Annotated in this window: 18 protein-coding genes; 8 read left to right on the plus strand and 10 right to left on the minus strand. The window is 69.5% G+C overall.

Going from position 1 to position 19,606, the window contains the following annotated elements; all coding sequences use genetic code 11:
• Positions 1-90: 90 nt before the first annotated feature.
• The gene (locus ACZ6SA_RS09005; protein ID WP_347646639.1) at positions 91-1,188 is read left to right on the plus strand and encodes a D-alanyl-D-alanine carboxypeptidase family protein; all 1,098 of its coding nucleotides are present in this window, start codon (positions 91-93) and stop codon (positions 1,186-1,188) included.
• On the opposite strand, the gene ACZ6SA_RS09010 is transcribed toward ACZ6SA_RS09005, so the two are convergent.
• Positions 1,177-2,115 (minus strand): YihY/virulence factor BrkB family protein, encoded by a 939-nt coding sequence (locus tag ACZ6SA_RS09010; RefSeq protein ID WP_465827319.1) that lies wholly within the window; start codon positions 2,113-2,115, stop codon positions 1,177-1,179. The genes ACZ6SA_RS09005 and ACZ6SA_RS09010 overlap by 12 nt on opposite strands.
• Before the next feature lie 139 nt (positions 2,116-2,254).
• Here ACZ6SA_RS09010 and ACZ6SA_RS09015 point away from each other — a divergent pair, with 139 nt between their 5' ends.
• The 3 genes from ACZ6SA_RS09015 (at position 2,255) to ACZ6SA_RS09025 (ending at position 5,140) form a co-directional block, all read left to right on the plus strand.
• Positions 2,255-3,445 carry a helix-turn-helix domain-containing protein gene (locus ACZ6SA_RS09015; RefSeq protein WP_465827320.1) on the plus strand — a complete coding sequence of 397 codons (1,191 nt, stop codon included), beginning with the start codon at positions 2,255-2,257 and terminating at the stop codon, positions 3,443-3,445.
• Between the two features lie 119 nt (positions 3,446-3,564).
• The gene (locus tag ACZ6SA_RS09020) at positions 3,565-3,729 is read left to right on the plus strand and encodes a hypothetical protein (protein WP_347616638.1); all 165 of its coding nucleotides are present in this window, start codon (positions 3,565-3,567) and stop codon (positions 3,727-3,729) included.
• A gap of 151 nt (positions 3,730-3,880) precedes the next feature.
• Entirely contained in the window at positions 3,881-5,140 is a 1,260-nt protein-coding gene (locus ACZ6SA_RS09025) for an arginine deiminase (protein WP_465827322.1), read from the plus strand.
• 25 nt (positions 5,141-5,165) lie between these two features.
• On the opposite strand, the gene trpS is transcribed toward ACZ6SA_RS09025, so the two are convergent.
• Positions 5,166-6,170, minus strand: coding sequence for a tryptophan--tRNA ligase (gene trpS, locus ACZ6SA_RS09030; RefSeq protein ID WP_347646635.1), 1,005 nt, complete (start codon positions 6,168-6,170; stop codon positions 5,166-5,168).
• A gap of 14 nt (positions 6,171-6,184) precedes the next feature.
• On the minus strand, positions 6,185-7,498 hold the full coding sequence (locus ACZ6SA_RS09035) for a hemolysin family protein (protein ID WP_347646634.1): 1,314 nt from the start codon (positions 7,496-7,498) through the stop codon (positions 6,185-6,187).
• 86 nt (positions 7,499-7,584) lie between these two features.
• Between ACZ6SA_RS09035 and galE the strand changes: the two genes are divergently transcribed.
• Positions 7,585-8,535: a UDP-glucose 4-epimerase GalE gene (galE, locus tag ACZ6SA_RS09040; protein WP_465827323.1), complete on the plus strand. Its 951-nt coding sequence runs from the start codon at positions 7,585-7,587 to the stop codon at positions 8,533-8,535.
• Positions 8,536-8,569: 34 nt separating this feature from the next.
• Entirely contained in the window at positions 8,570-8,770 is a 201-nt protein-coding gene (locus tag ACZ6SA_RS09045; protein ID WP_347646632.1) for a hypothetical protein, read from the plus strand.
• Positions 8,771-8,847: 77 nt separating this feature from the next.
• Here ACZ6SA_RS09045 and ACZ6SA_RS09050 read toward each other — a convergent pair whose 3' ends face one another.
• Both ACZ6SA_RS09050 and ACZ6SA_RS09055 read right to left on the minus strand, forming a co-directional pair.
• The gene (locus ACZ6SA_RS09050) at positions 8,848-9,834 is read right to left on the minus strand and encodes a malate dehydrogenase (RefSeq protein ID WP_347646631.1); all 987 of its coding nucleotides are present in this window, start codon (positions 9,832-9,834) and stop codon (positions 8,848-8,850) included.
• A 58-nt stretch (positions 9,835-9,892) separates the two neighbouring features.
• Positions 9,893-12,010, minus strand: a complete 2,118-nt coding sequence (locus ACZ6SA_RS09055) for a serine/threonine-protein kinase (RefSeq protein WP_465827325.1) — start codon at positions 12,008-12,010, stop codon at positions 9,893-9,895.
• Between the two features lie 157 nt (positions 12,011-12,167).
• On the opposite strand from ACZ6SA_RS09055, the gene ACZ6SA_RS09060 reads away from it, so the two are divergent.
• Complete coding sequence (locus ACZ6SA_RS09060; RefSeq protein ID WP_347646629.1) at positions 12,168-13,298, plus strand: saccharopine dehydrogenase family protein; 1,131 nt, start codon at positions 12,168-12,170, stop codon at positions 13,296-13,298.
• Between the two features lie 24 nt (positions 13,299-13,322).
• Here the strand turns inward: ACZ6SA_RS09060 and ACZ6SA_RS09065 are convergent, their stop codons facing one another.
• Both ACZ6SA_RS09065 and ACZ6SA_RS09070 read right to left on the minus strand, forming a co-directional pair.
• Positions 13,323-14,351, minus strand: a complete 1,029-nt coding sequence (locus tag ACZ6SA_RS09065) for a polysaccharide deacetylase family protein (protein WP_465827329.1) — start codon at positions 14,349-14,351, stop codon at positions 13,323-13,325.
• Positions 14,352-14,545: 194 nt separating this feature from the next.
• Positions 14,546-14,995: a MarR family winged helix-turn-helix transcriptional regulator gene (locus tag ACZ6SA_RS09070; RefSeq protein ID WP_443153048.1), complete on the minus strand. Its 450-nt coding sequence runs from the start codon at positions 14,993-14,995 to the stop codon at positions 14,546-14,548.
• A 121-nt stretch (positions 14,996-15,116) separates the two neighbouring features.
• Here ACZ6SA_RS09070 and ACZ6SA_RS09075 point away from each other — a divergent pair, with 121 nt between their 5' ends.
• On the plus strand, positions 15,117-16,358 hold the full coding sequence (locus tag ACZ6SA_RS09075; RefSeq protein WP_465827330.1) for an MFS transporter: 1,242 nt from the start codon (positions 15,117-15,119) through the stop codon (positions 16,356-16,358).
• Between the two features lie 248 nt (positions 16,359-16,606).
• Here the strand turns inward: ACZ6SA_RS09075 and ACZ6SA_RS09080 are convergent, their stop codons facing one another.
• The 3 genes from ACZ6SA_RS09080 to ACZ6SA_RS09090 all read right to left on the minus strand — a co-directional run bounded on the left by ACZ6SA_RS09080 (position 16,607) and on the right by ACZ6SA_RS09090 (position 19,429).
• On the minus strand, positions 16,607-17,824 hold the full coding sequence (locus ACZ6SA_RS09080) for an NADP-dependent isocitrate dehydrogenase (RefSeq protein WP_347646626.1): 1,218 nt from the start codon (positions 17,822-17,824) through the stop codon (positions 16,607-16,609).
• Positions 17,825-17,877: 53 nt separating this feature from the next.
• On the minus strand, positions 17,878-18,126 hold the full coding sequence (locus tag ACZ6SA_RS09085; protein ID WP_443153051.1) for a DUF3017 domain-containing protein: 249 nt from the start codon (positions 18,124-18,126) through the stop codon (positions 17,878-17,880).
• Positions 18,127-18,307: 181 nt separating this feature from the next.
• Positions 18,308-19,429 carry a citrate/2-methylcitrate synthase gene (locus tag ACZ6SA_RS09090; RefSeq protein WP_347646624.1) on the minus strand — a complete coding sequence of 374 codons (1,122 nt, stop codon included), beginning with the start codon at positions 19,427-19,429 and terminating at the stop codon, positions 18,308-18,310.
• Positions 19,430-19,606: the final 177 nt, after the last annotated feature.

Raw genomic sequence — 19,606 nt, forward strand, 5'->3', positions numbered from 1 at the left:
CTCTAGTATCGAAGCTGGATCTCCGGGGGATGTGTCGCCACATGGGCATTCACACGGAGCTACGCTGAGACCGCCATGTGGACGAAAATCATGCCAATTGCGGCATTTATCGCCTCAGTCTCGCTCACCGGCGGGACCGCCTACGCCGCACCGACGACACCGGTCGGCGGCGAGGCGCTGGGCCGCCGTGGCCTGGTGTCGCCCGACGGCGTCAAGAAGCCTCCCAAGAGCAAGGCTACGTCGTACGTCATCGCGGACCTCACCACGGGGAACGTGCTCGCGGCGAAGGACGCCCATGGACGTTACCTGCCGGCCAGCACACTCAAGGCGCTGACGGCGCTCACGCTCATCCCCAAGCTCGACAAGAACCGCGAGATCCGGCCGAGCCGCAACGCCTGCAACCAGGAGGGCAGCGCGGTCGGCCTGTCCGTCAAGGCGAAGTACAAGGTCGAGGACCTGTTCAGGGGCCTGATGATGTCGTCGGGCAACGACGCCGCCATGGCCCTGGCCGAGACGAACGGCGGCCTGGACAAGACCATGCGTGACATGAACGCCGAGGCCAAGCGGCTGCAGGCGAACGACACGGTGGCCAAGACGCCCAGCGGCCTGGACAAGCCGGGGCAGAGCAGCTCGGCCTACGACCTGGCGCTGATCGCCCGCGCCGGACTGGCCAACCCCGACTTCAAGCGCTACATCAGCACGAAGACCGCGAACTTCCCCGCACCCAAGGGCAAGCACTACCAGATCAGCAACCACAACAAGCTGCTCTGGCGGTACAAGGGCATGATCGGCGTCAAGAACGGCTGGACCTCGAAGGCGAGGGCCAGCTTCGTCGGCGCGGCCACCCGTGGCGGCCACACGATCGTGGTGAGCATCATGCGGCACGAGGGCTTCTTCTGGGACGAGGTCGCCAAGCTGCTCGACTGGGGCTTCTCGGTGCGCGGCAAGGCGACACCGGTCGGGAAGCTCGTCGACCCGCTCCCCGACCCGCGGGCCGCCGCGCCCAAGCCGGAGGCCTCCACGTCCGTCACGCCCGCCGCCCAGCCGGCGCTGCTGGACAGGGCCGCCTCGAAGCAGACCGACTCCACCAAGACCGTGGGTGCGCTCGTGATCGGCGGCGGGCTGCTGTTCGGCCTGATCTGGCTCGCGTACGGGATCCGCCGCAAGCGCGGCAGGTCACGGCTCTGACGACGTCCCCGGCGCGGGCACCGGCGACGGGGACGGCGGCGGGCTGAACCCCGCCGTCGACGTCCACGCGGCGACGAAGAGCACGAGCCTGGCCGAGATGTTGATCCAGACCAGCAGGCCGACGATGACCGCGAACGCGCCGTAGACGGGGTTGCTCAGCGTGTGCCCGAGCAGCAGGGTCGCCGCCTGCTTGAGCACCCCGAACACGAGGGCGCCGAGCAGCGCGCCCTTGGCGATCACCCGGAACGGCAGCCCGGCCTTGGCCACCCACCCGAGCAGGATCACGAACAGCAGCCAGTCGGCGCCCACGCTCGCCACCACTCCGGCGATCCTGAGCCCGAGCGTCACCAGCATGGACGAGCCGCCGAAGAGCGCGTGCAGCACCTTGTCCGTGGCCGTGGTGGCGAACCCGGCCACCAGCACGGACAGGATCATCGTCGCCCCGACGATGACGAGCGAGGCGAGGTCGCGCAGCTTGCCGGCGACGAAGCCGAGCGGCGGCGCGGTCGTCATCGACATCTCGCGCAACGCCTCGCGCAGCGCGTCGAGAGCGCCGAGCCCGGCGTAGAGGAGACCGAGCAGGCCGATGATCCCGGCGGTTTCCCTGGCCTGGGCGATGCCCTCGAGGTCGAGCTGGGGGGCGAGACCGGGCAGCCGCTCGGCGATCGCCCGCTGCAGCGCGTCGCGGGTGGCTTCGCTGGCCGCCACCGCGAACCCGAGCACCGCGTACGACAGCGAGAGGAGCGGGAAGAAGGACAGGAAGGCGAAGTAGGTGACCGCGCCGGCCAGCCGGTCGCCCGACTGCAGCCGGTAACGCTGCACCGTCATGATGAGGTGGTCGATCGACGGCCGGCGGACCCGCCAGTCGTCCACCGTGCGCCGGCCCCAGGCCTTCACCGGCTCGAACCGCTCCGCCAGACTCGCCATCCCACTCCCATTCCCCGGCCGATCACCCTTTCACGAGCGTGCCGCCATCACCTCCCCTGAGCAGGGCGGAATCCAGTACAGGCGATCTTCGTGGGCCCTAGCCTGTGCAGTTAGGACCGACCCAGGAGGCGCCACGCCCATGGCCGAAATCAGCACCGGGCAGATGGTCAGGCTCCAGCGCGAACGAAGGGGCATGAGCACCACCGCGCTGGCGACCCAGGCCGGCTGCACCGCCAGGCACATCGAGCTGATCGAACACGGCAAACGCACCCCGTCACTCCCCCTCCTGCGGGAGATCGCCAAGGTGCTCGGCGTACGCACCACGGTCCTCTTAGGAGAGACGCCGCGCGACTCCCACGAGCCGAGCCGCCCGCAGATCCGCGACATCGAACGCGCGCTGTTCACCTGCCGCACGCTGGCCCCCGACATCGAGCCGCCCGACGCCGAGCAGCTCACCGAACGCGTGGCGGCGGCCCGCAACGCCTGGTTCACCTCGGCCCGCCGCTACTCGATCCTGATGGCCGCCCTGCCCTCGCTCATCTCCGACGCCGAGAACCTCGCGCTCGAACGCACCCCCGCCTCCCACGGCGTCGCGACCGACGCGTACCTGCTGGCCAGGGGCGTGCTCAAACATCTGGGCCGGGTGGACCTCGCCCACCTCGCCGCCGACCGGGCCATGCGCTTCGCCGAGGAGTCGGCCGATCCGCTGATGAGAGCGTGGGCGTACTGGAGCCTGGGGCAGTCGATGTTGTCCGACGACATGCACCAGATCGCGTACGACGTCGCCCGGCGGGGCCTCGAAGTGCTCGAACCCCACGTCGCCGGCGGAGACGAGCGCCACAGGAAGGCGCTCGGCGCGCTGCACCTGCTCGCCGCCGTCGGCGCCGCCCGCTCGGGCGACGACGACGAGGCCAGGGAACGGCTGCGCGGTCCCGCCACGCAGCTCGCGGAGCGGGTGCACGAGCACTCGGACGGCTACGACCTGGCCTTCTTCGGACCCACCAACGTCGCCATCCACATGGCCAGCGTCGAGAACGACGCCGGCCGCCCCGACGCCGTGCTGCGCATCGCCGACGACATCGACCTGCGCCGCACGCCGTCCATCGAGCGGCGGACCACCCACCTCGGCCACGTGGCCCGCGCCTGCGAGGACCTCGGCGACGACGCCGCCAGCCTGCTCCACCTGCTGCGCCTCGAGCGGGAGAGCCCCGAGGAGCTCGACCACAAGCCGCTGCTGAGAGAGATGGTCCGGGCTCTGGCACGGCGGGCGCGGCCCTCGTGGGCGCCGGAGGTCCGCTTCCTGGCCGAGCGGCACGGCATCCTGATCTGAGGAGCGAACTCTGAGTTCGGTCCATGCGAACTGGGAGATCCTTCGCCTCAGTTCGTCACCGTGCGGCGTCCTGGTGCCACTCTGCGTTCATGACCACAGCGCCAAGTGCCCATCTCGTCATGGAAAGACTGCTTCAGGAGGCGACGCGCGAGTTTCCCGGCTGGGATTTCGACCGCGGACCCTCCGGCTGGACGGCCGTCCGCGGCGAGACCCGGTTCACCCGGCCAAGCCTGGCCGCCCTGCGGGCGCTGCTGCGGGTGCACCGGGTCGTGCGGCGCGGCTGACCTCGCGCGGCCTCCCATGGGGGAGGCAGGAAATCTCCAAGGCCCCGCGCGACGCGGTTGGCCGGTGACGCGGACGGGGATGTTCGGGAGCCCGGCCCGGCGTTCGCGCGGGGTCGGGCGGGTTCGCTGATCACCGTCCGAGGAGATCACCATGAACGATCAGCGGTTCGGCGTCCACTCCGAGGTGGGCACTCTGCGCAAGGTCATCGTGCACCGGCCGGAGCTCAGCCTCAGGCGGCTCACCCCGGCCAACAGCGACCAGCTGCTGTTCGACGACATCCTCTGGGTCGAGCAGGCGCAGCGGGAGCACGACGCGTTCGTGGCCCTGATGCGCGAGCGCGGCATCGAGGTCCATTACCACCAGCAGCTGCTGGCCGAGGCCCTCGACACGGGCTTCGAGGCCAAGTGGCACGCCATCGAGGAGACCGTCACCCACCTGACGGTGGGCCCGGTCCTCGTCGACACCGTCAGGGAGACCCTGGCCGGGTGGAGCGGCGACCGGCTCGCCGCGGCCCTGATCGGCGGTCTGACCAAGGAGGAGTTCGGGACGGCCGCCCTGGAGCACTCCTCGCTGGTCGCCGCGGCGGGCGAGAGCGGGGAGTTCATCCTGCCGCCGCTGCCCAACTCGCTCTACCAGCGCGACCCCTCGGCCTGGTTGTACGGCGGCGTCGCGCTGAACCCGATGTTCTTCCCCGTCCGGCTGCTGGAGACGATGAACCAGTCCACGATCTACCACCACCACCCGATGTTCGCGGGGCGCGACTTCGGCTTCTGGTATCCGTTCGCGGGTGACGACCGGCGTTTCAACGAGAAGGACTACGGCACGGCGGCGATGGAGGGCGGCGACATGATGCCCATCGGCAACAGGACGGTCGCCGTCGGCATCAGCCAGCGCACCACCACGCGCACCGTCGAGCATCTGGCGCTGTCGTTGTTCGCGGCGGAGGTCGCCGAGCGGGTCATCGCCGTCCACGTGCCGAAGAGCCGGTCGTACATGCACCTGGACACCGTCTTCACGCTGCTCGACGTCGACAAGGCCACGGCGTACCCGCCGTTCCTCGAAGCGGCGACCACCTACTCGCTGCGGCCCGGCGACAAGCCGGGCACCCTCGACGTGCGCCGCGACACCGGCTTCGTGAACGCGCTGGAGGAGTCGCTGGGCGTGCGCCGCCTGGACGTCATCCCCACCGGCGGCGACGACCACCAGCGGGCCCGCGAGCAGTGGGATTCGGGCAACAACTTCTTCGCCCTGTCGCCCGGGGTCGTGGTGGGCTACCGCAAGAACCAGTTCACCAACCGCAAGCTGCGCGAGCACGGCGTCGAGGTCATCGAGATCGACGGTTTCGAGCTGGGCAAGGGCCGCGGGGGCGCGCGCTGCATGACCTGCCCCGTCCTGCGCGACGACGTCTGAGCGCCCGTCGCACCCGCGGCGGCCACTACGACGTGGGCAGGAAGCCGACCCGGTCGCGGACCTGGGCCATCGTCTCCCTGGCCACCGCCGACGCGCGCTCGGCGCCGATCGCGAGCATCCGGTCGAGCTCCTTCTCGTCGGACAGCAGCTTCTCCGTGCGCTCCCTGATCGGCGAGAACGCCTCGACGACCGCCTCGGCCACGTCCTTCTTGAACGTGCCGTAGCCCTGCCCTTCGTAGCGGGCCACCAGGTCGGGGATGGACGTGCCGGTCAGCGCTGACTGGATGCGCAGCAGGTTGCTGATGCCCGGTTTGTTCTCCTCGTCGAACAGCACCTCGGAGCCGGTGTCGGTCACCGCGCGCATGACCTTCTTGCGCAGCGGGCCCGGCTGCTCCAGGACATCGAGGATGCCGGCGGGGCTGGAGGACGACTTGGACATCTTCGCCGTCGGGTCCTGCAGGTCGGTGATCTTCTCGACCTCCTTCAGGATGTACGGCTCCGGAAGCCGGAAGGTCGCGCCGAACCGGTGGTTGAAGCGCCCGCCCAGGTCACGGGTGAGCTCGAGATGCTGCTTCTGGTCGGCGCCCACCGGCACGCGGTCGGCCTGGTAGAGCAGGATGTCGGCCGCCTGCAGGATCGGGTAGGTGAACAGGCCGACGCTGGCGGCGCTCTCCCCGAACTTGGCGGACTTGTCCTTGAACTGGGTCATCCTGGCCGCCTCGCCCATCCCGGTGAGGCAGTTGAGGATCCAGGCGAGCTCGCTGTGCTCGCGCACGTGCGACTGCACGAAGACGGTCGACCGCTCGGGATCGAGGCCGGCGGCGAAGAGCTGCGCGGCCGCCACGCGGCTGCGGCGGCGCAGCGCGTCGGGCTCGGTCGGCACGGTGATCGCGTGGAGATCGACCACGCAGTAGAACGCGTCGTGGGTCTCCTGCAAGGTGACCCACTGGCGGACCGCACCCAGGTAGTTGCCCAGGTGGAAGGAGTCCGCTGTGGGCTGGATGCCGGAGAGTACACGAGGTCTGGCCATAGCAGGCAATTGTGTCAGGAATCCTGGTCGGGCGGCGACTCGACGACCGGACGGCGTTTCACGCGTACCCTGGCGATACGGCGGCCGTCGAGCTCGGTGACGCTCATCTCGAAGCCCAGCACCTCCACCTTCTCCCCGACGACGGGCACGTGCCCCAGCATGGCCATGACAAACCCGGCCAGCGTCTCGTAGGGCCCGTCCGGCAGCCGGATGCCGGTCTCCGTGGCGAAGTCGTTCAGGTTCGTCAGGCCGTCGATCTCGATCTCGCCCGCCGGCAGGACCACGACGTCCTCCTCCACGTCGTACTCGTCCCTGATGTCGCCGATCAGCTCCTCGACGAGGTCCTCCAGGGTGACGATGCCCGCCGTGCCGCCGTACTCGTCCACCACGATGGCCAGGTGCTGGCCCTCCGCGCGCATCTCGTTGAGCGTGGTGAGCAGCCGCTTGGACGCGGGCACGAACTTCGCCGCCCTGATCGGCACGACCGCGCTGATCGGCTCGCTCCGCCCGGCCAGCTCGGGGTCGAGCAGGTCACGCACGTGCACGAACCCGACCACCTCGTCGTACGACTCGCGGTAGACGGGGAAGCGCGAGTGCGGGAGCGTGGCGGCCAGGCGGGCGGCGTCGTCCAGCGGCGTGTCCGCCTCCATGAACTCCACCTCCGTACGCGGCAGCATCACCTCCCTGAGCTGCCGCTTGCCCGCGGCGAACACCTCCGCGATCAGCTTGCGCTCGTCGGCGGTCAGGTCGGTGTGGCCGACCACCATCTCGCGCAGCTCCTCGGTCGTGACCTCCTCCCTGTCGGCCTTCGGGTTGCCTCCGAGCAGCCGGACCACGACGTCGGTGGACTTGGACAGCGCCCAGATGATCGGGCGCGACAGGGCGGCGAGCCGGTCGAGGAACGGCGCCACGTACAACGACAGGCCCTCGGCCCGCTGCAGCGCCAGCCGCTTGGGGGCCAGCTCCCCCAGCACGAGCGACACGTACGAGATGGCCAGCGTCACCAGCACGAGCGCCATGACGGGGGCGACGGCCTCGGGCACCCGCCACCCTTCGAGCACGGGCACGAGCTGGGCGGCCAGCCGGTCGGCGCCGAACGCGGCCGACAACATGGTGGCCACCGTCACGCCGATCTGCACGGCGGACAGGAAACGGTTGGGGTCGCGGGCCAGCTTGGCCACACGCTCGCCTCTGCGGCCCCGCTGCGACATCTGGCGTACCTGGCTGTCCCTCAGGGACACCATCGCTATCTCGGCGGCGGCGAAGAAGCCGCCGATCAGAATGAACAGCAGAACCAGGGCGATGTTGGCCACGACGGTGTCAAACATGGTGGTTGGCAGCGTACTCGGCCGCTTTCCCGCGTATGCTGAACGGCAAGCCGTACAAAATCAAACATATTTGAACAGGAGTGAACATGAGGCTGCTGGTCACGGGTGGTGCCGGATACGTCGGCAGCGTCGTCGCGGCGCAGCTCGTCGAGGCGGGCCACGAGGTGACCGTACTCGACGACCTGTCGACAGGGCACGAGGACGCCGTGCCCGAGGGCGCCCGATTCGTGCGGGCGGACATCGCCCACGCGCACGACGCGCTCGACGGCGCCGACGCGGTGCTGCACTTCGCGGCCAAGTCGCTGGTCGGCGAGTCGGTGGCCAAGCCCGGACTCTACTGGGCCAACAACCTCGGCGGCACGCTGGCCCTGCTCGACGCCATGCGGGACAAGGGCGTGGCCAGGATCGTGTTCTCCTCGACCGCGGCCACGTACGGCGAGCCCGAGCGCTCCCCCATCCAGGAGAGCGACCCGACGCGCCCCACCAACCCCTACGGCGCCTCCAAGCTGGCCGTCGACACCGCGCTGACCGCGTTCGCGCAGGTGCGCGGGCTCGGCGCGGTGAGCCTGCGCTACTTCAACGTGGCCGGCGCCCACGGCCGCTACCGCGAGCGGCACACGGTCGAGACCCACCTCATCCCCAACGTCCTGAAGGTCGCGACCGGCGAGCGCGACTCCGTGAGCGTGTTCGGCTCCGACTACCCGACGCCCGACGGCACCTGCGTGCGCGACTACATCCACGTGTCCGACCTGGCCAGGGCGCACCTGCTGGCGCTCGGCGCGATCACGCCGGGCGAGCACAAGATCTACAACCTGGGCAGCGGCACCGGCTTCAGCGTCCAGGAGGTGATCTCGGTCTGCCGTGAGGTCACCGGCCACGAGATCCCCGTCGTCGTGGGCGACCGCCGGCCCGGCGACCCGGCCGTGCTGGTCGCCTCGTCCGCGAAGATCCAGCGCGAGCTGGGCTGGAAGGCCGAGCGGGCGGCGTTGGGCGACATCGTCTCCGATGCCTGGAGAGCGCTTTCGCCAAACACCTGATAAGAAGGCGAGATATGTGCTGGGATATCGAAACGTGAGGAGCTTTTCACCAAGGGTCACGAAGCTGCTCTACGGTGCCCTCGTCGTGGCGGGCAGCCTGATGGCCGCCGCCGGCGTGTTGTTCGCGACGTCGCAGCCGGCGCCGGCCCTGCAGCCCACGCCGGCGATCCTGCCCGTGCCGTCGATCCAGTCCGTGCCCGCCGCACCCGTTGTCCCCACCGCGGCCTGCCCCTAGCCGGGCGGGCCCACGAACGCGAACGCGCCCCCGTGACGACGAGGGCGCGCGTTTCGCGTTCGGGCGGCGCCTGCCGCTCAGATGAGGCCCAGCGACGTCACCGCGTCGCGCTCCTCCTCCAGCTCGCGCACGCTGGCGTCGATGCGCTCCCGGGAGAACGCGTCGATCTCGAGACCCTGGATGATCTCGAACGCGCCGCCGGCCGCGCGCACGGGGAACGACGAGATGAGCCCCTCGGGCACGCCATAGGAGCCGTCGGAGACCACGGCCGCCGACGTCCACTCGCTGCCGTTGACCCAGTCGTGGACGTGGTCGATCGCGGCGTTGGCCGCCGAGGCGGCCGAGGACGCGCCGCGCGCCTCGATGATCGCGGCGCCGCGCTTGGCCACCGTCGGGATGAACGTGTCACGCAGCCAGTCGCCGTCGACCTGCTCGGCCGCGACCTTGCCGCCCACCTCGGCGTGGAACAGGTCAGGGTATTGGGTGGCGGAGTGGTTGCCCCAGATCGTCATCTTCTTGATCTCGGTGACCGGCACCTGCAGCTTGGCGGCCAGCTGCGACAGCGCGCGGTTGTGGTCGAGCCTGGTCATCGCCGTGAAGCGGTCGGCGGGCACGTCGGGCGCGTTGCGCTGGGCGATGAGCGCGTTGGTGTTGGCCGGGTTGCCCACGACCAGGACCCTGATGTCGTCGGCGGCGTGGTCGTTGATCGCCTTGCCCTGAGGGCCGAAGATGCCGCCGTTGGCGCCGAGCAGGTCGCCGCGCTCCATGCCGGCCTTACGCGGCATGGCGCCCACCAGCAGGGCGACGTTGGCGCCCGCGAAGGCGACGTTGGGGTCGTCGGTGATCTCGATGCCGGACAGCAGCGGGAACGCGCAGTCGTCGAGCTCCATCGCGGTGCCCTCGGCCGCCTTCACCGCCGCCGGGATCTCCAGCAGGCTCAGCCTGACCGGGACGTCGGCGCCGAGCAGTTGCCCCGACGCGATGCGGAACAGCAGCGCGTAGCCGATCTGGCCGGCTGCTCCGGTGACGGTCACCTTGACGGGCGCAGTGGCTGACGACGCCATGGCCTTCCCCTAACTCGCAGGACGATTCATTGACCTTCGGGATGTTACCCGCACGTCATCAACAGGTTTCCATCGCGGGTACCTTCAGCTCCATTTCGAAATCGACCCTACCGAACCTGCTGGTCAGGAGCCGCTTGACGACACCCCTGGCGTAGAGGTCGGCGATGACGGCCTTGACCGCCTTGCAGGTCTTCACGTCGCCGTTCCTGATGCCGACCGCGTAACGCTCGTTGTTGAGCTTGGCGCCGAGGATCCTGTAGCGCATGCTCTCGCGCTGCGCGAAACCGGCCAGGACCACGTCCTCCCCCGGCACCGCGGCGACCTTGCCGCTTCTGAGCAGGTCCATGCAGGCGGCGTAGTCGCTGGCCGCCACCGGCTCGACCGTCACCTTCTCCTGCACCTCGCCGAGGGAAGAACTGCTCGGGGCGCAGACCTTCTCGCCCTTGAGATCGGCGATCGTGTCGTGGTCGCTGTCCGCGCGCACCAGCAGGTCGCGGTGCGCCAGGTAGTAGGGGCCGGCGAACTGTGTTCTGCCCTTGTCGATGGAGTACGCGGCGACGACGAGGTCGACCTGGCCCTTCTCCAGCGCGTCGGCCCTGTTGCCCCTGCTGACCTGGACGAACTTCGTCTCCTTCGCGCCGAGCTCCGCGGCGAGCTCTCTGGCGATGTCGACGTCGAAACCGTCGAAACCGTCGCCGTTGCGCAGGCCGACGCCGGGCAGGTCGCCCCGCACGCCGATCACGATCCGCCCGGTGCCGGCCACCTTGTCCACCACGCTCGGGCGGGAGGGATCGACCGTCTGCTCCGCCGTGCCGCCGAAGGGCAACGACAGCCAGCCGTTCATCGTCGCCGCCACCGCGGCGGCCGCGACGAGGGCGAGCGCGGCGGCCGCCGCGACCCCTGCCTTCGCCCACCGGCGCCGGCCGCGAGTGGCGAGCTTCTTCGCCGGGTACGGCGTCCCGCCGCCCTCAGACGGCCCCGTCTCGCCCGTGGGCGGCCCGGATTCGCCCGGAGGCGCCGTCTCCTGCCCTGCCGCGCTCTGAGGCCCCGTCGCGGCGTTCCCTGTCCCTGTGCCCGTGCCCGTCCCTGTGCCTGTGCCCGTCCCGGCGCCCGTTTCCGTCCCCGTCGCGGCGTGCCCCACCGCGGGCCAGGCCGTGCGGGCGTGGTGGCCGGAACCGGTCTGATGGCCCGTGCCGTGGAACGGCCCCTGGCCCGTGCCGTGGGCCGGCCCGTGGGTCGGTACGGCGGAGGCCCGCCGGCTGGGGTGGTCGGTGATCGACCCCGCCGACACCCGGATGAACGGCGTCGTGTCATCGCCCGCCAGCTGCACGCCCTTGGTGAGCACGGCCGTCGACGCCCCCGCCGTGGACGACTGCCCGAGCAGCCGCAGCAGGATCTGGTCGGCCGAGGGCCGCTCGGCCGGCGACTTGGCCAGCGCCGAGCTCACCACGCTCCGCAGCGGCTCCGGCATCATGTCGACGTCGACCTCGTGGTTGAGGATCCGGTTGAGCACCACCGCGATCGACTTGCCCTCGAAGACCGTCTCTCCCGTCGCCGCGAAGGCGATGGTCGCCCCCCACGAGAACACGTCGGTGTAGGGGCCGATGTCGTCGCCGGCGATCTGCTCGGGCGCCATGTAGGCGGGCGTGCCGATGGCCCGGCTGGTGATCGTGCCGGTGGAGTCGATGATGCGGGCGATGCCGAAGTCGACCACGCGCGGCCCGTCGGCGGCGATCAGCACGTTGTCGGGCTTGAAGTCGCGGTGGATGATCGAGGCGTGGTGGATGGCGGTGAGCGCGGTGGCGGTGCCGATGGCGAGGCGGTCGAGCGCCGTGCCGGTGAGCGGCCCGTCGGTCTCGACGAGGTCACGCAGCGCCTTGCCCTCGATATACTCGCTGGCGATGTACGGGGTGTCACCGTCGAGGTCGGCCTCGATCACCCTGGCCGTGCAGAACGACGCCACCCGCTGCGCGGCCTTCAGCTCCCTGGCGAACCGTGACCGGGCGATGGTGTCGCCGCTGAACTTCACGTGCAGCAACTTGATGGCCGCACGCTCCCCCTCGTCGTTGACGCCGAGGTAGACGATGCCCTGACCGCCTTCTCCGACCCGTCCGGACAGCCGGAACGACCCCAGGTGGTCGGGATCGCCGGCCACCAACGGTGCGATTCGCGGCATTCGTCATCCCCACGTGTGCTTGACCCCAACGACGCAAACTTTACGACGCCCAGCCACTTCCCAGGGATTTGTTAAGCCTTCGAGACCTTGGGGGTTCGCCGGCGTGGCCATGGGCACGGTCGAATGTGCAGCAGACGATCACCAGGAGCCGCTGATCATGGACCGTCCCTACGACATCGTACTTTTCGGTGCGAGCGGGTTCACCGGCGCCCTCACCGCCGCCTATCTCGCCCGCGCCGCCGGCCCCGGCACGCGGTGGGCGCTGGCGGGGCGCGACCGGGCCAAGCTGGAGCGTCTCGGGCTCGACGTACCCATCCTGCTCGCCGACGCCACGGACGCCGGCTCGCTGGCCGAGCTGGCCCGCCGGACGCGCGTCCTGGCCACCACGGTCGGCCCCTACATCACGTACGGCGACCCGCTCGTCGCCGCGTGCGCCGACGCCGGCACCCACTACCTCGACCTCACGGGCGAGCCGGAGTTCGTGGACCGGGTCTACGTCCGCCACCACGACCGGGCCGTCAGCAGCGGCGCCAAGATCGTGCACGCCTGCGGCTTCGACTCGATCGTTTTCGATCTCGGCACCCTCTACACCGTCTCCCAGCTGCCCAAGGACGTCCCGCTGACGGTCAGCGCCTTCCTGCGGGCCAACGCGCGCTTCTCCAGCGGCACGCTGACCAGCGCGATGTCCATCGTCGGACGGGCCAGGCAGGCCGCCGAGGCCGGCGCCCGGCGCCGCTCCGCCGAGACAGGGCCCCTCGGCCGCAGGGTGAGCGCCAGGGCGGGCGGCCTGCGTTACGTGGGCGGCTGGGCGCTCCCGATGCCCACCGTCGACCCGCGCATCGTCGGCCGCTCGGCCCGCCTCCTCGACCGCTACGGCCCCGACTTCGCCTACCGCCAGCACATCGCCGTCAAGACCCTCCCGGCCGCGCTGGCGGTCGCGGCGGGCGCCGGGGCGTTCGCGACGCTCTCCCAGGTCCCCGCCGTACGCGGCTGGCTCCAGAGCCGGGTGAAACCCGGCGAGGGTCCGTCGCCCGAGCAGCGCGCGAAGAGCTGGTTCAAGGTCACGTTCCTGGGCGAGGGCGGCGGCGAGCGGGTCGTCACGGAGGTCGCGGGCGGCGACCCCGGCTACGACGAGACCGCCAAGATGCTCGCCGAGTCGGCGCTCTGCCTGGCCTTCGACGACGTGCCCGACCTCGCCGGCCAGCTCACGACCGCCTCGGCCATGGGCCGGCCGCTCATCGACCGGCTGCGGGCGGCCGGCATCGCCTTCACCACGCGATCGGGGTGACGTCGCGCCGGCCGGCCCCGGCCGTCAGTACGGCAGGCTCCACGTGAGGAACGACTTCCGCAGGTACGGCGCCTTGTACTTCGGGTACGCGACCGTCCGCGGGTCCCCGTCCGAGGTGTAGCGCATGTCCGGGTTGTTCTTGAGCCAGTCGAGCCACGCGTGCGAGCAGAACTGCTTGCAGTCGCCCTTCTTCTCCATGACCTTGATCCGCGGGATGCCCGCCGGGTCGAACGACTTGCTGAACGGCGCTTGGGCGGGCGTGTAGCCGGCCAGGAACGCCCCCTGGTGCTTGAAGTGCTTGCCCCGCATGGCCCACTGCTTCTTGCGCGGCTGGTTGCCGTACGGCAGGGAGATCGTGGTCGGCTTGACCGAGGACAACGTGCCGACCTGCTTGGCGATCGAGCCGATCTGCTCCTCGACCTTCTCGTGCGAGAGCCCGCGCAGGTTGAGGTGGTCGCGGGTGTGGTTGCCGATCTCGAAATTGTGGTTCTTCAGCCAGAGCAGCATCTGCGCCTGCTCCTCGGGGGTGCTCTTGCCGAACATGTCGCGGGTCACGTAGAAGGTGGCGGCCGGGCGGAAGCCCGGGTTCTTGGCGGCCACGTCGAGCAGGATCTCGACGGCGGTGTCCTTCTGCGGCACGCCCATCTGGTTCAGGGTGAGCTGCGACGGTGAGGAGTCGTCGAAGGTCAGGACCACGGGGTGCTTGCCGGCCGGGATGTCGATCTTGCCGGACACCATCTCGGCGGCCGTGATCGGCACGTACCCCTCCTTGGCCAGCCGCTCCAGGTCCGCGCGGAACTGCTTCGGCGTCCGGTCGTCCGTCGTGGTCGGCTTGGGGATGACCCGGTGGAACATCAGCACCGGGATCTGCCCCAGCTCGTTCGCCTTCACGGCGGCCGCGGCCTTGGCCTTGGCCGCCTTGCTGACCTTGACCTTGGTGGCGGCGTCGGCCTTGCTGTCCGCCAGCCTGGCGGTGTCGGGCGGCGAGTCACAACCGGACACCATCGCGACCGCGGCGATCAGTCCCAGCCCGCCCATAATTCCCAGTCGCATCCGAACCCCCCGAGACACGAACGACCGTAACGGTAGGTAGCGGTGTGTGTACCTACAGGGAGGCTCCTACCCAAGTGATCAACTATGCCACGCGCGCCCCACCGTCAAGAGATGGTCCGCAGATCGCGGGGAAACGTGCAAGCCGCGCCACCAGCCCGCGCGGCGCCTCCCCGTCCGCCCGGGGAGGCGGGAGGTCACGCGGAGGCAGCCACGTCGTGGAGCGCAGTGACCAAGGGAGCGAGTTCGGGGAGTTGCCCGGCCTGGGCGAGGGTGGCGGCGAGGGTTTCGTCGTGAATGGGGCGGGCCTGGAGGAGGAGGGTCCAGCCCTGGTCGGTGAGCTCGGTGTAGATGCCGCGCCGGTCGTCCTGGCACAGGACGCGCGTCAGCAGCCCACGATCCTCCAGGCGGGTGACGAGGCGGGTGGTGGCGCTGCTCGACAGTGCGGCGGCGCGGGCGAGTTGCCGCATGCGCATGTGCCAGCCGTCCTGGCGGGACAGCGCGTCGAGGACGGTGTACTCCACCACGGAGAGCCGGAGGCTGGACTGAAGAGCCTTCTCCAGAGCGGTGTCGATCATGCCGTGGAGCGCGGCCAGGGTGCGCCAGCCTCGAGCGCGGATCTGCACGGCGTCGTCAGAGATGCCCACGGTCCGTCCTCCTGCCAAGATTGCCCGCTTTGAAATATACCGCGCCTGCAAGTATGTTGCTGCTCGCGCAATTAGTTGCATGCGCGCTCTTTTAGCCTGTACAACCAAGGATGGATGAGTCATGCCTCTAGGCTTGCTCGCTCTCGCTATCGGAGGTTTCGGGATCGGACTCACCGAGTTCGTGATCATGGGACTGCTGCCCGAGGTCGCGACGGACCTTGGGGTCACGGAGCCGGTCGCCGGATGGCTCATCTCCGGCTACGCGCTCAGCGTCGCGGTGGGCGGCATCGGGCTCACCGCAGCCGTGACCAGGATCAACCGCAAGCACGTGCTCCTCGGCCTGATGGTGATCTTCATCGCGGGCAACATGATCTCCGCGCTCGCCCCCGGCTACGGCGCCATGCTCGCGGGAAGGATCGTCGCCGCCCTGTCGCACGGCGCGTTCTTCGGGGTGGGCTCGGTCGTGGCCGCCGGACTGGTGGCGCCCGACCGGCGCGCGGGCGCCATCGCGACGATGTTCGCCGGACTGACCACGGCCAACGTGCTCGGAGTGCCGCTCGGCACCTTCGTCGGCCAGCAGTTCGGCTGGCGGGCCACGTTCTGGGTGATCACCCTCATCGGGGTGGTCGCGATGGGCGGGGTGGCACTGCTGGTGCCCGGACGTACGGCGGGCCGGTCCGTCGCGACGCGCTCGGACGGACTACGGGCCGAGATCGCCGCGTTCGCGCACCCGCAGGTGTGGTTCTCACTGCTTCTGACGGTTCTCGGCTTCGGCGGCATGTTCGGCGCCTTCACCTACATCGCCTTCACCCTCACCGAGGTGAGCGGCTTCGCCGCCACAACCGTGCCGTGGCTCCTCATCCTGTTCGGCTGCGGCCTGTTCGTGGGGAACCTGGCCGGCGGCAAGGCCGCCGACCGATGGACCGCCGACGGCACTCTCGCGGTGGTGTTCACCGCACTCGCGGTCGTGCTCGCCGGGTTCGCGCTCACCGCGCGAAGCCAGGCGATGACCCTCGTCTCACTGCTGCTGATGGGGGCGTTCGGCTTCGCGACCGTGCCGGGCCTGCAGATGCGGATCATGCACTACGCGGGGCGCGCCGAAACGCTGGCCTCGGGCAGCAACATCGCCGCCTTCAACGTGGGCAACGCGCTCGGCGCCTGGCTGGGCGGGCTGACGATCGGCGCGGGCCTCGGCTTCACCTCGCCGGTCTGGGCGGGCACGGGCCTGACGATCGGCGCGGTCGCCGTGCTGGCGGTCGCGGCTCGGCTCGCCGTACGGCCCGCTCAGCGGACCCCACGCGCGATGTCGCCGGCACCCTGCCCGACCGCAGCGGCCTCGCCGACCGAGCGCCCGGCACGTTGAGTTGATCCCCTGCTCCCCGCCGGTCACCGCGGGCGGTCGGCCACCACGGCGCGCGCGATTGCCGCGGCCGCGGCTTTCGTCCAGCGGCTCTCGGGTGTTGAGGAGGCGTCGAAGCTCTTCTCGGCCAGCACGTCATCGGCTGCTCGGGACGCCGCCGTGTCCGCACCCGATCCGGAGCCGTGACGGCTCACAAACATGCGAAACGGCCTCTATCACGCAGCGGAACCGCGGATAGAGGCCGTATTCGACTAGGCGGACATCTTCTTCTTGAGGTTCTCGTCCAGCGCCGCCAGGAAGTCCTGGGTGGTCAGCCACTGGGCGTCGCCGCCGACCAGGAGCGCGAGGTCCTTGGTCATCTGGCCGCCCTCGACGGTCTCGACGCAGACCTGCTCCAGCTTGCCGGCGAAGTCGATCACGGCGGGGGTGCCGTCGAGCTTGCCCCGGTGGGCCAGGCCGCGCGTCCACGCGAAGATCGAGGCGATCGGGTTGGTGGAGGTCGGCTTGCCCTGCTGGTGCTGGCGGTAGTGGCGGGTCACCGTTCCGTGCGCGGCCTCCGCCTCGACGGTGCGGCCGTCAGGGGTCATCAGCACCGAGGTCATCAGGCCGAGCGAGCCGAAGCCCTGCGCCACGGTGTCGGACTGCACGTCGCCGTCGTAGTTCTTCGCCGCCCAGACGTAGCCGCCCTCCCACTTCAGCGCCGCCGCGACCATGTCGTCGATGAGGCGGTGCTCGTAGGTGAGGCCGGCCTTCTCGAAGTCGGCCTTGAACTCCGACTCGTAGACCTCGGCGAAGATGTCCTTGAAGCGGCCGTCGTACGCCTTGAGGATCGTGTTCTTCGTCGAGAGGTAGACCGGGTAGTTGCGGGACAGGCCGTAACGCATCGACGCGCGGGCGAAGTCGCGGATCGACTCGTCCAGGTTGTACATCGCCATCGCGATGCCGCTGCCGGGGAAGTCGTACACGTCGAGCTCGATCGGCTCGGAGCCGTCCTTCGGCGTGAACGTCAGGGTGAGCGTGCCCTCGCCGGGGACCTTCAGATCGGTGGCGCGATACTGGTCACCGAAGGCGTGACGGCCGACGACGATCGGCTTGGTCCAGCCCGGGACGAGCCGCGGCACGTTGGACATGATGATCGGCTCGCGGAAGATGACGCCGCCGAGGATGTTGCGGATGGTCCCGTTGGGGGACTTCCACATCTTCTTGAGGCCGAACTCCTCGACCCGCGCCTCGTCCGGGGTGATGGTGGCGCACTTCACGCCGACGCCGTGCTGCTTGATGGCGTTGGCGGCGTCGATGGTGACCTGGTCGTCCGTCGCGTCCCGATGCTCGATGCCGAGGTCGTAGTACTTCAGATCGACATCGAGGTAGGGAAGGATCAACTGGTCCTTGATGAACTGCCAGATGATCCGGGTCATCTCGTCGCCGTCAAGCTCGACGACGGGACCCTCCACCTTGATCTTGGGCATGCGAATGGTTCCCCTTCAATGATGTGATGCGTTGAGGCTATCGGACCGTCAAGTCACCGGGCTAAAAGGGACAGGATCAGCGCCTTCAGCTCGTTGTTGTAAAGCAGCAGTGAGGTCAGCACCAGCACGAAGCCGAAGACCGACAGCGTGACGACATCGGTCCGTCTGCTCCGCACGGACAGTTGCCCGCCGTATCCGGCGAAGCGGAGGGCGGCGGCGACCATGATGACGGCGCCCATGGTGAACCCGCCCCAGCGCAGGTTCACGAAGTAGGTCACGAGCACGCCGACGACCGCACCCACCAGGATCAGCGGGTACGGTCCCCAGCTCTCGCGTTCAGTCCCCTGGCTCAACGCATCCGCTCACAGTCACATCAGTCATCGCACCTGTTGATGGTCCCATTCTCCCCGGCCCGGCTCATCGCTCGTGCTGACGGACGCATTCGCCGGCTCATCGCTCGTGCTGACGGTCGCATTCGCCGGCTCATCGCTCGTCGACCGGCTTCCACTTCTGGTCCGTCTCCCCGATGTACTCGCTGTCCGGGCGGATGAGCCGGTTGTCGGCGTGCTGCTCGATGACGTGGGCGGTCCAGCCGGACATGCGGCTGATGGAGAAGACCGGCGTGAACAGGTCGGTCGGGATGCCCAGGTAGTGGTAGACGGACGCGGCGTAGAAGTCGACGTTCGGATAGAGGCCCTTCGTCTCGAAGACGACCTCCTCCATCTCCTTGGACATCCGGTAGTAGGTGTCGTCCCCGGACGCCCCGGCCAGTTCGGCGGACATCCTGCGCAGGTGGGTGGCGCGCGGGTCCTCGGTCTTGTAGACGCGGTGGCCGAAGCCCATGATCTTCTCGCCGGCCGCGAGCTTGTCGCGTACGGCCTGGGCCACGCTGCCGGGCGTCAGCGACTCCAGGGTCTTCATGACCTGCTCGTTCGCCCCGCCGTGCAGCGGGCCCTTGAGGGTGCCGATGGCGGCGACGATGGCGGAGTGCATGTCCGACAGCGTCGCGGCGCACACGCGGGCGGCGAACGTGGAGGCGTTCATGGTGTGGTCGGCGTGCAGCACCAGGCACTCGTCGAAGATCTCGACCTCACGGGGGTCGGGAGTGCGACCGGTCACCTGGAGCAGGAAGTTCGCGGCGATGCTCAGCGAGGAGTCGGGGTCGGGAACGCTCCCGCCGCCGCGGGCGGCGTGGAAGCGGGCGACCAGGAGGGGTTGCTGCGCGGTCAGCCGGGCGGCCTTGCGCAGGTTGGCGTCCGGGGTGATGGAGTCCTTGTCCGGGTCGTCGGCGCCCGACAGCGAGACCAGCGAGCGCAGCGCCTCCATGGGTTTCTGTTTCTCGGCGATTTCGGCGATGTTCGCCGAGACCAGGGCACCGAGCTCCCTGCCGCGCGCCAGCTCGGCGCCGTACGCGTCGAGCTCGGCCCTGTCGGGCAGCTTGCCGCGCTGCAGCAAGTGTGCGGTCTCCTCGAACGTCGCACGGCCGGCCAGGTCGTGGATGTCGTATCCACGGTAGAAGAGCCGGCCGGCCTTTCCGTCGATGTCGCTCAGCGCTGTGGACGCGGCGACGACATCGGCCAGACCTTTCGTGGGCTTGTCCGCCATGGGTGTTTCCTCCGCTTATCTTCCCTCGGAGTCTACCCGTGAGCAGGCAAAACCGGCTTCAAAGGTCCAGACCAATTTCACGTCGGATTCTCCTTTCAGCAAAGGAGATTCCGCATCCCCTCGTTTGGGTAAGCCGGAGCTGTAGTAATAGTTACGGCGGGCTACCTGGGGAGGAAC

The organism is Nonomuraea sp. NPDC049378, assembly GCF_055586745.1.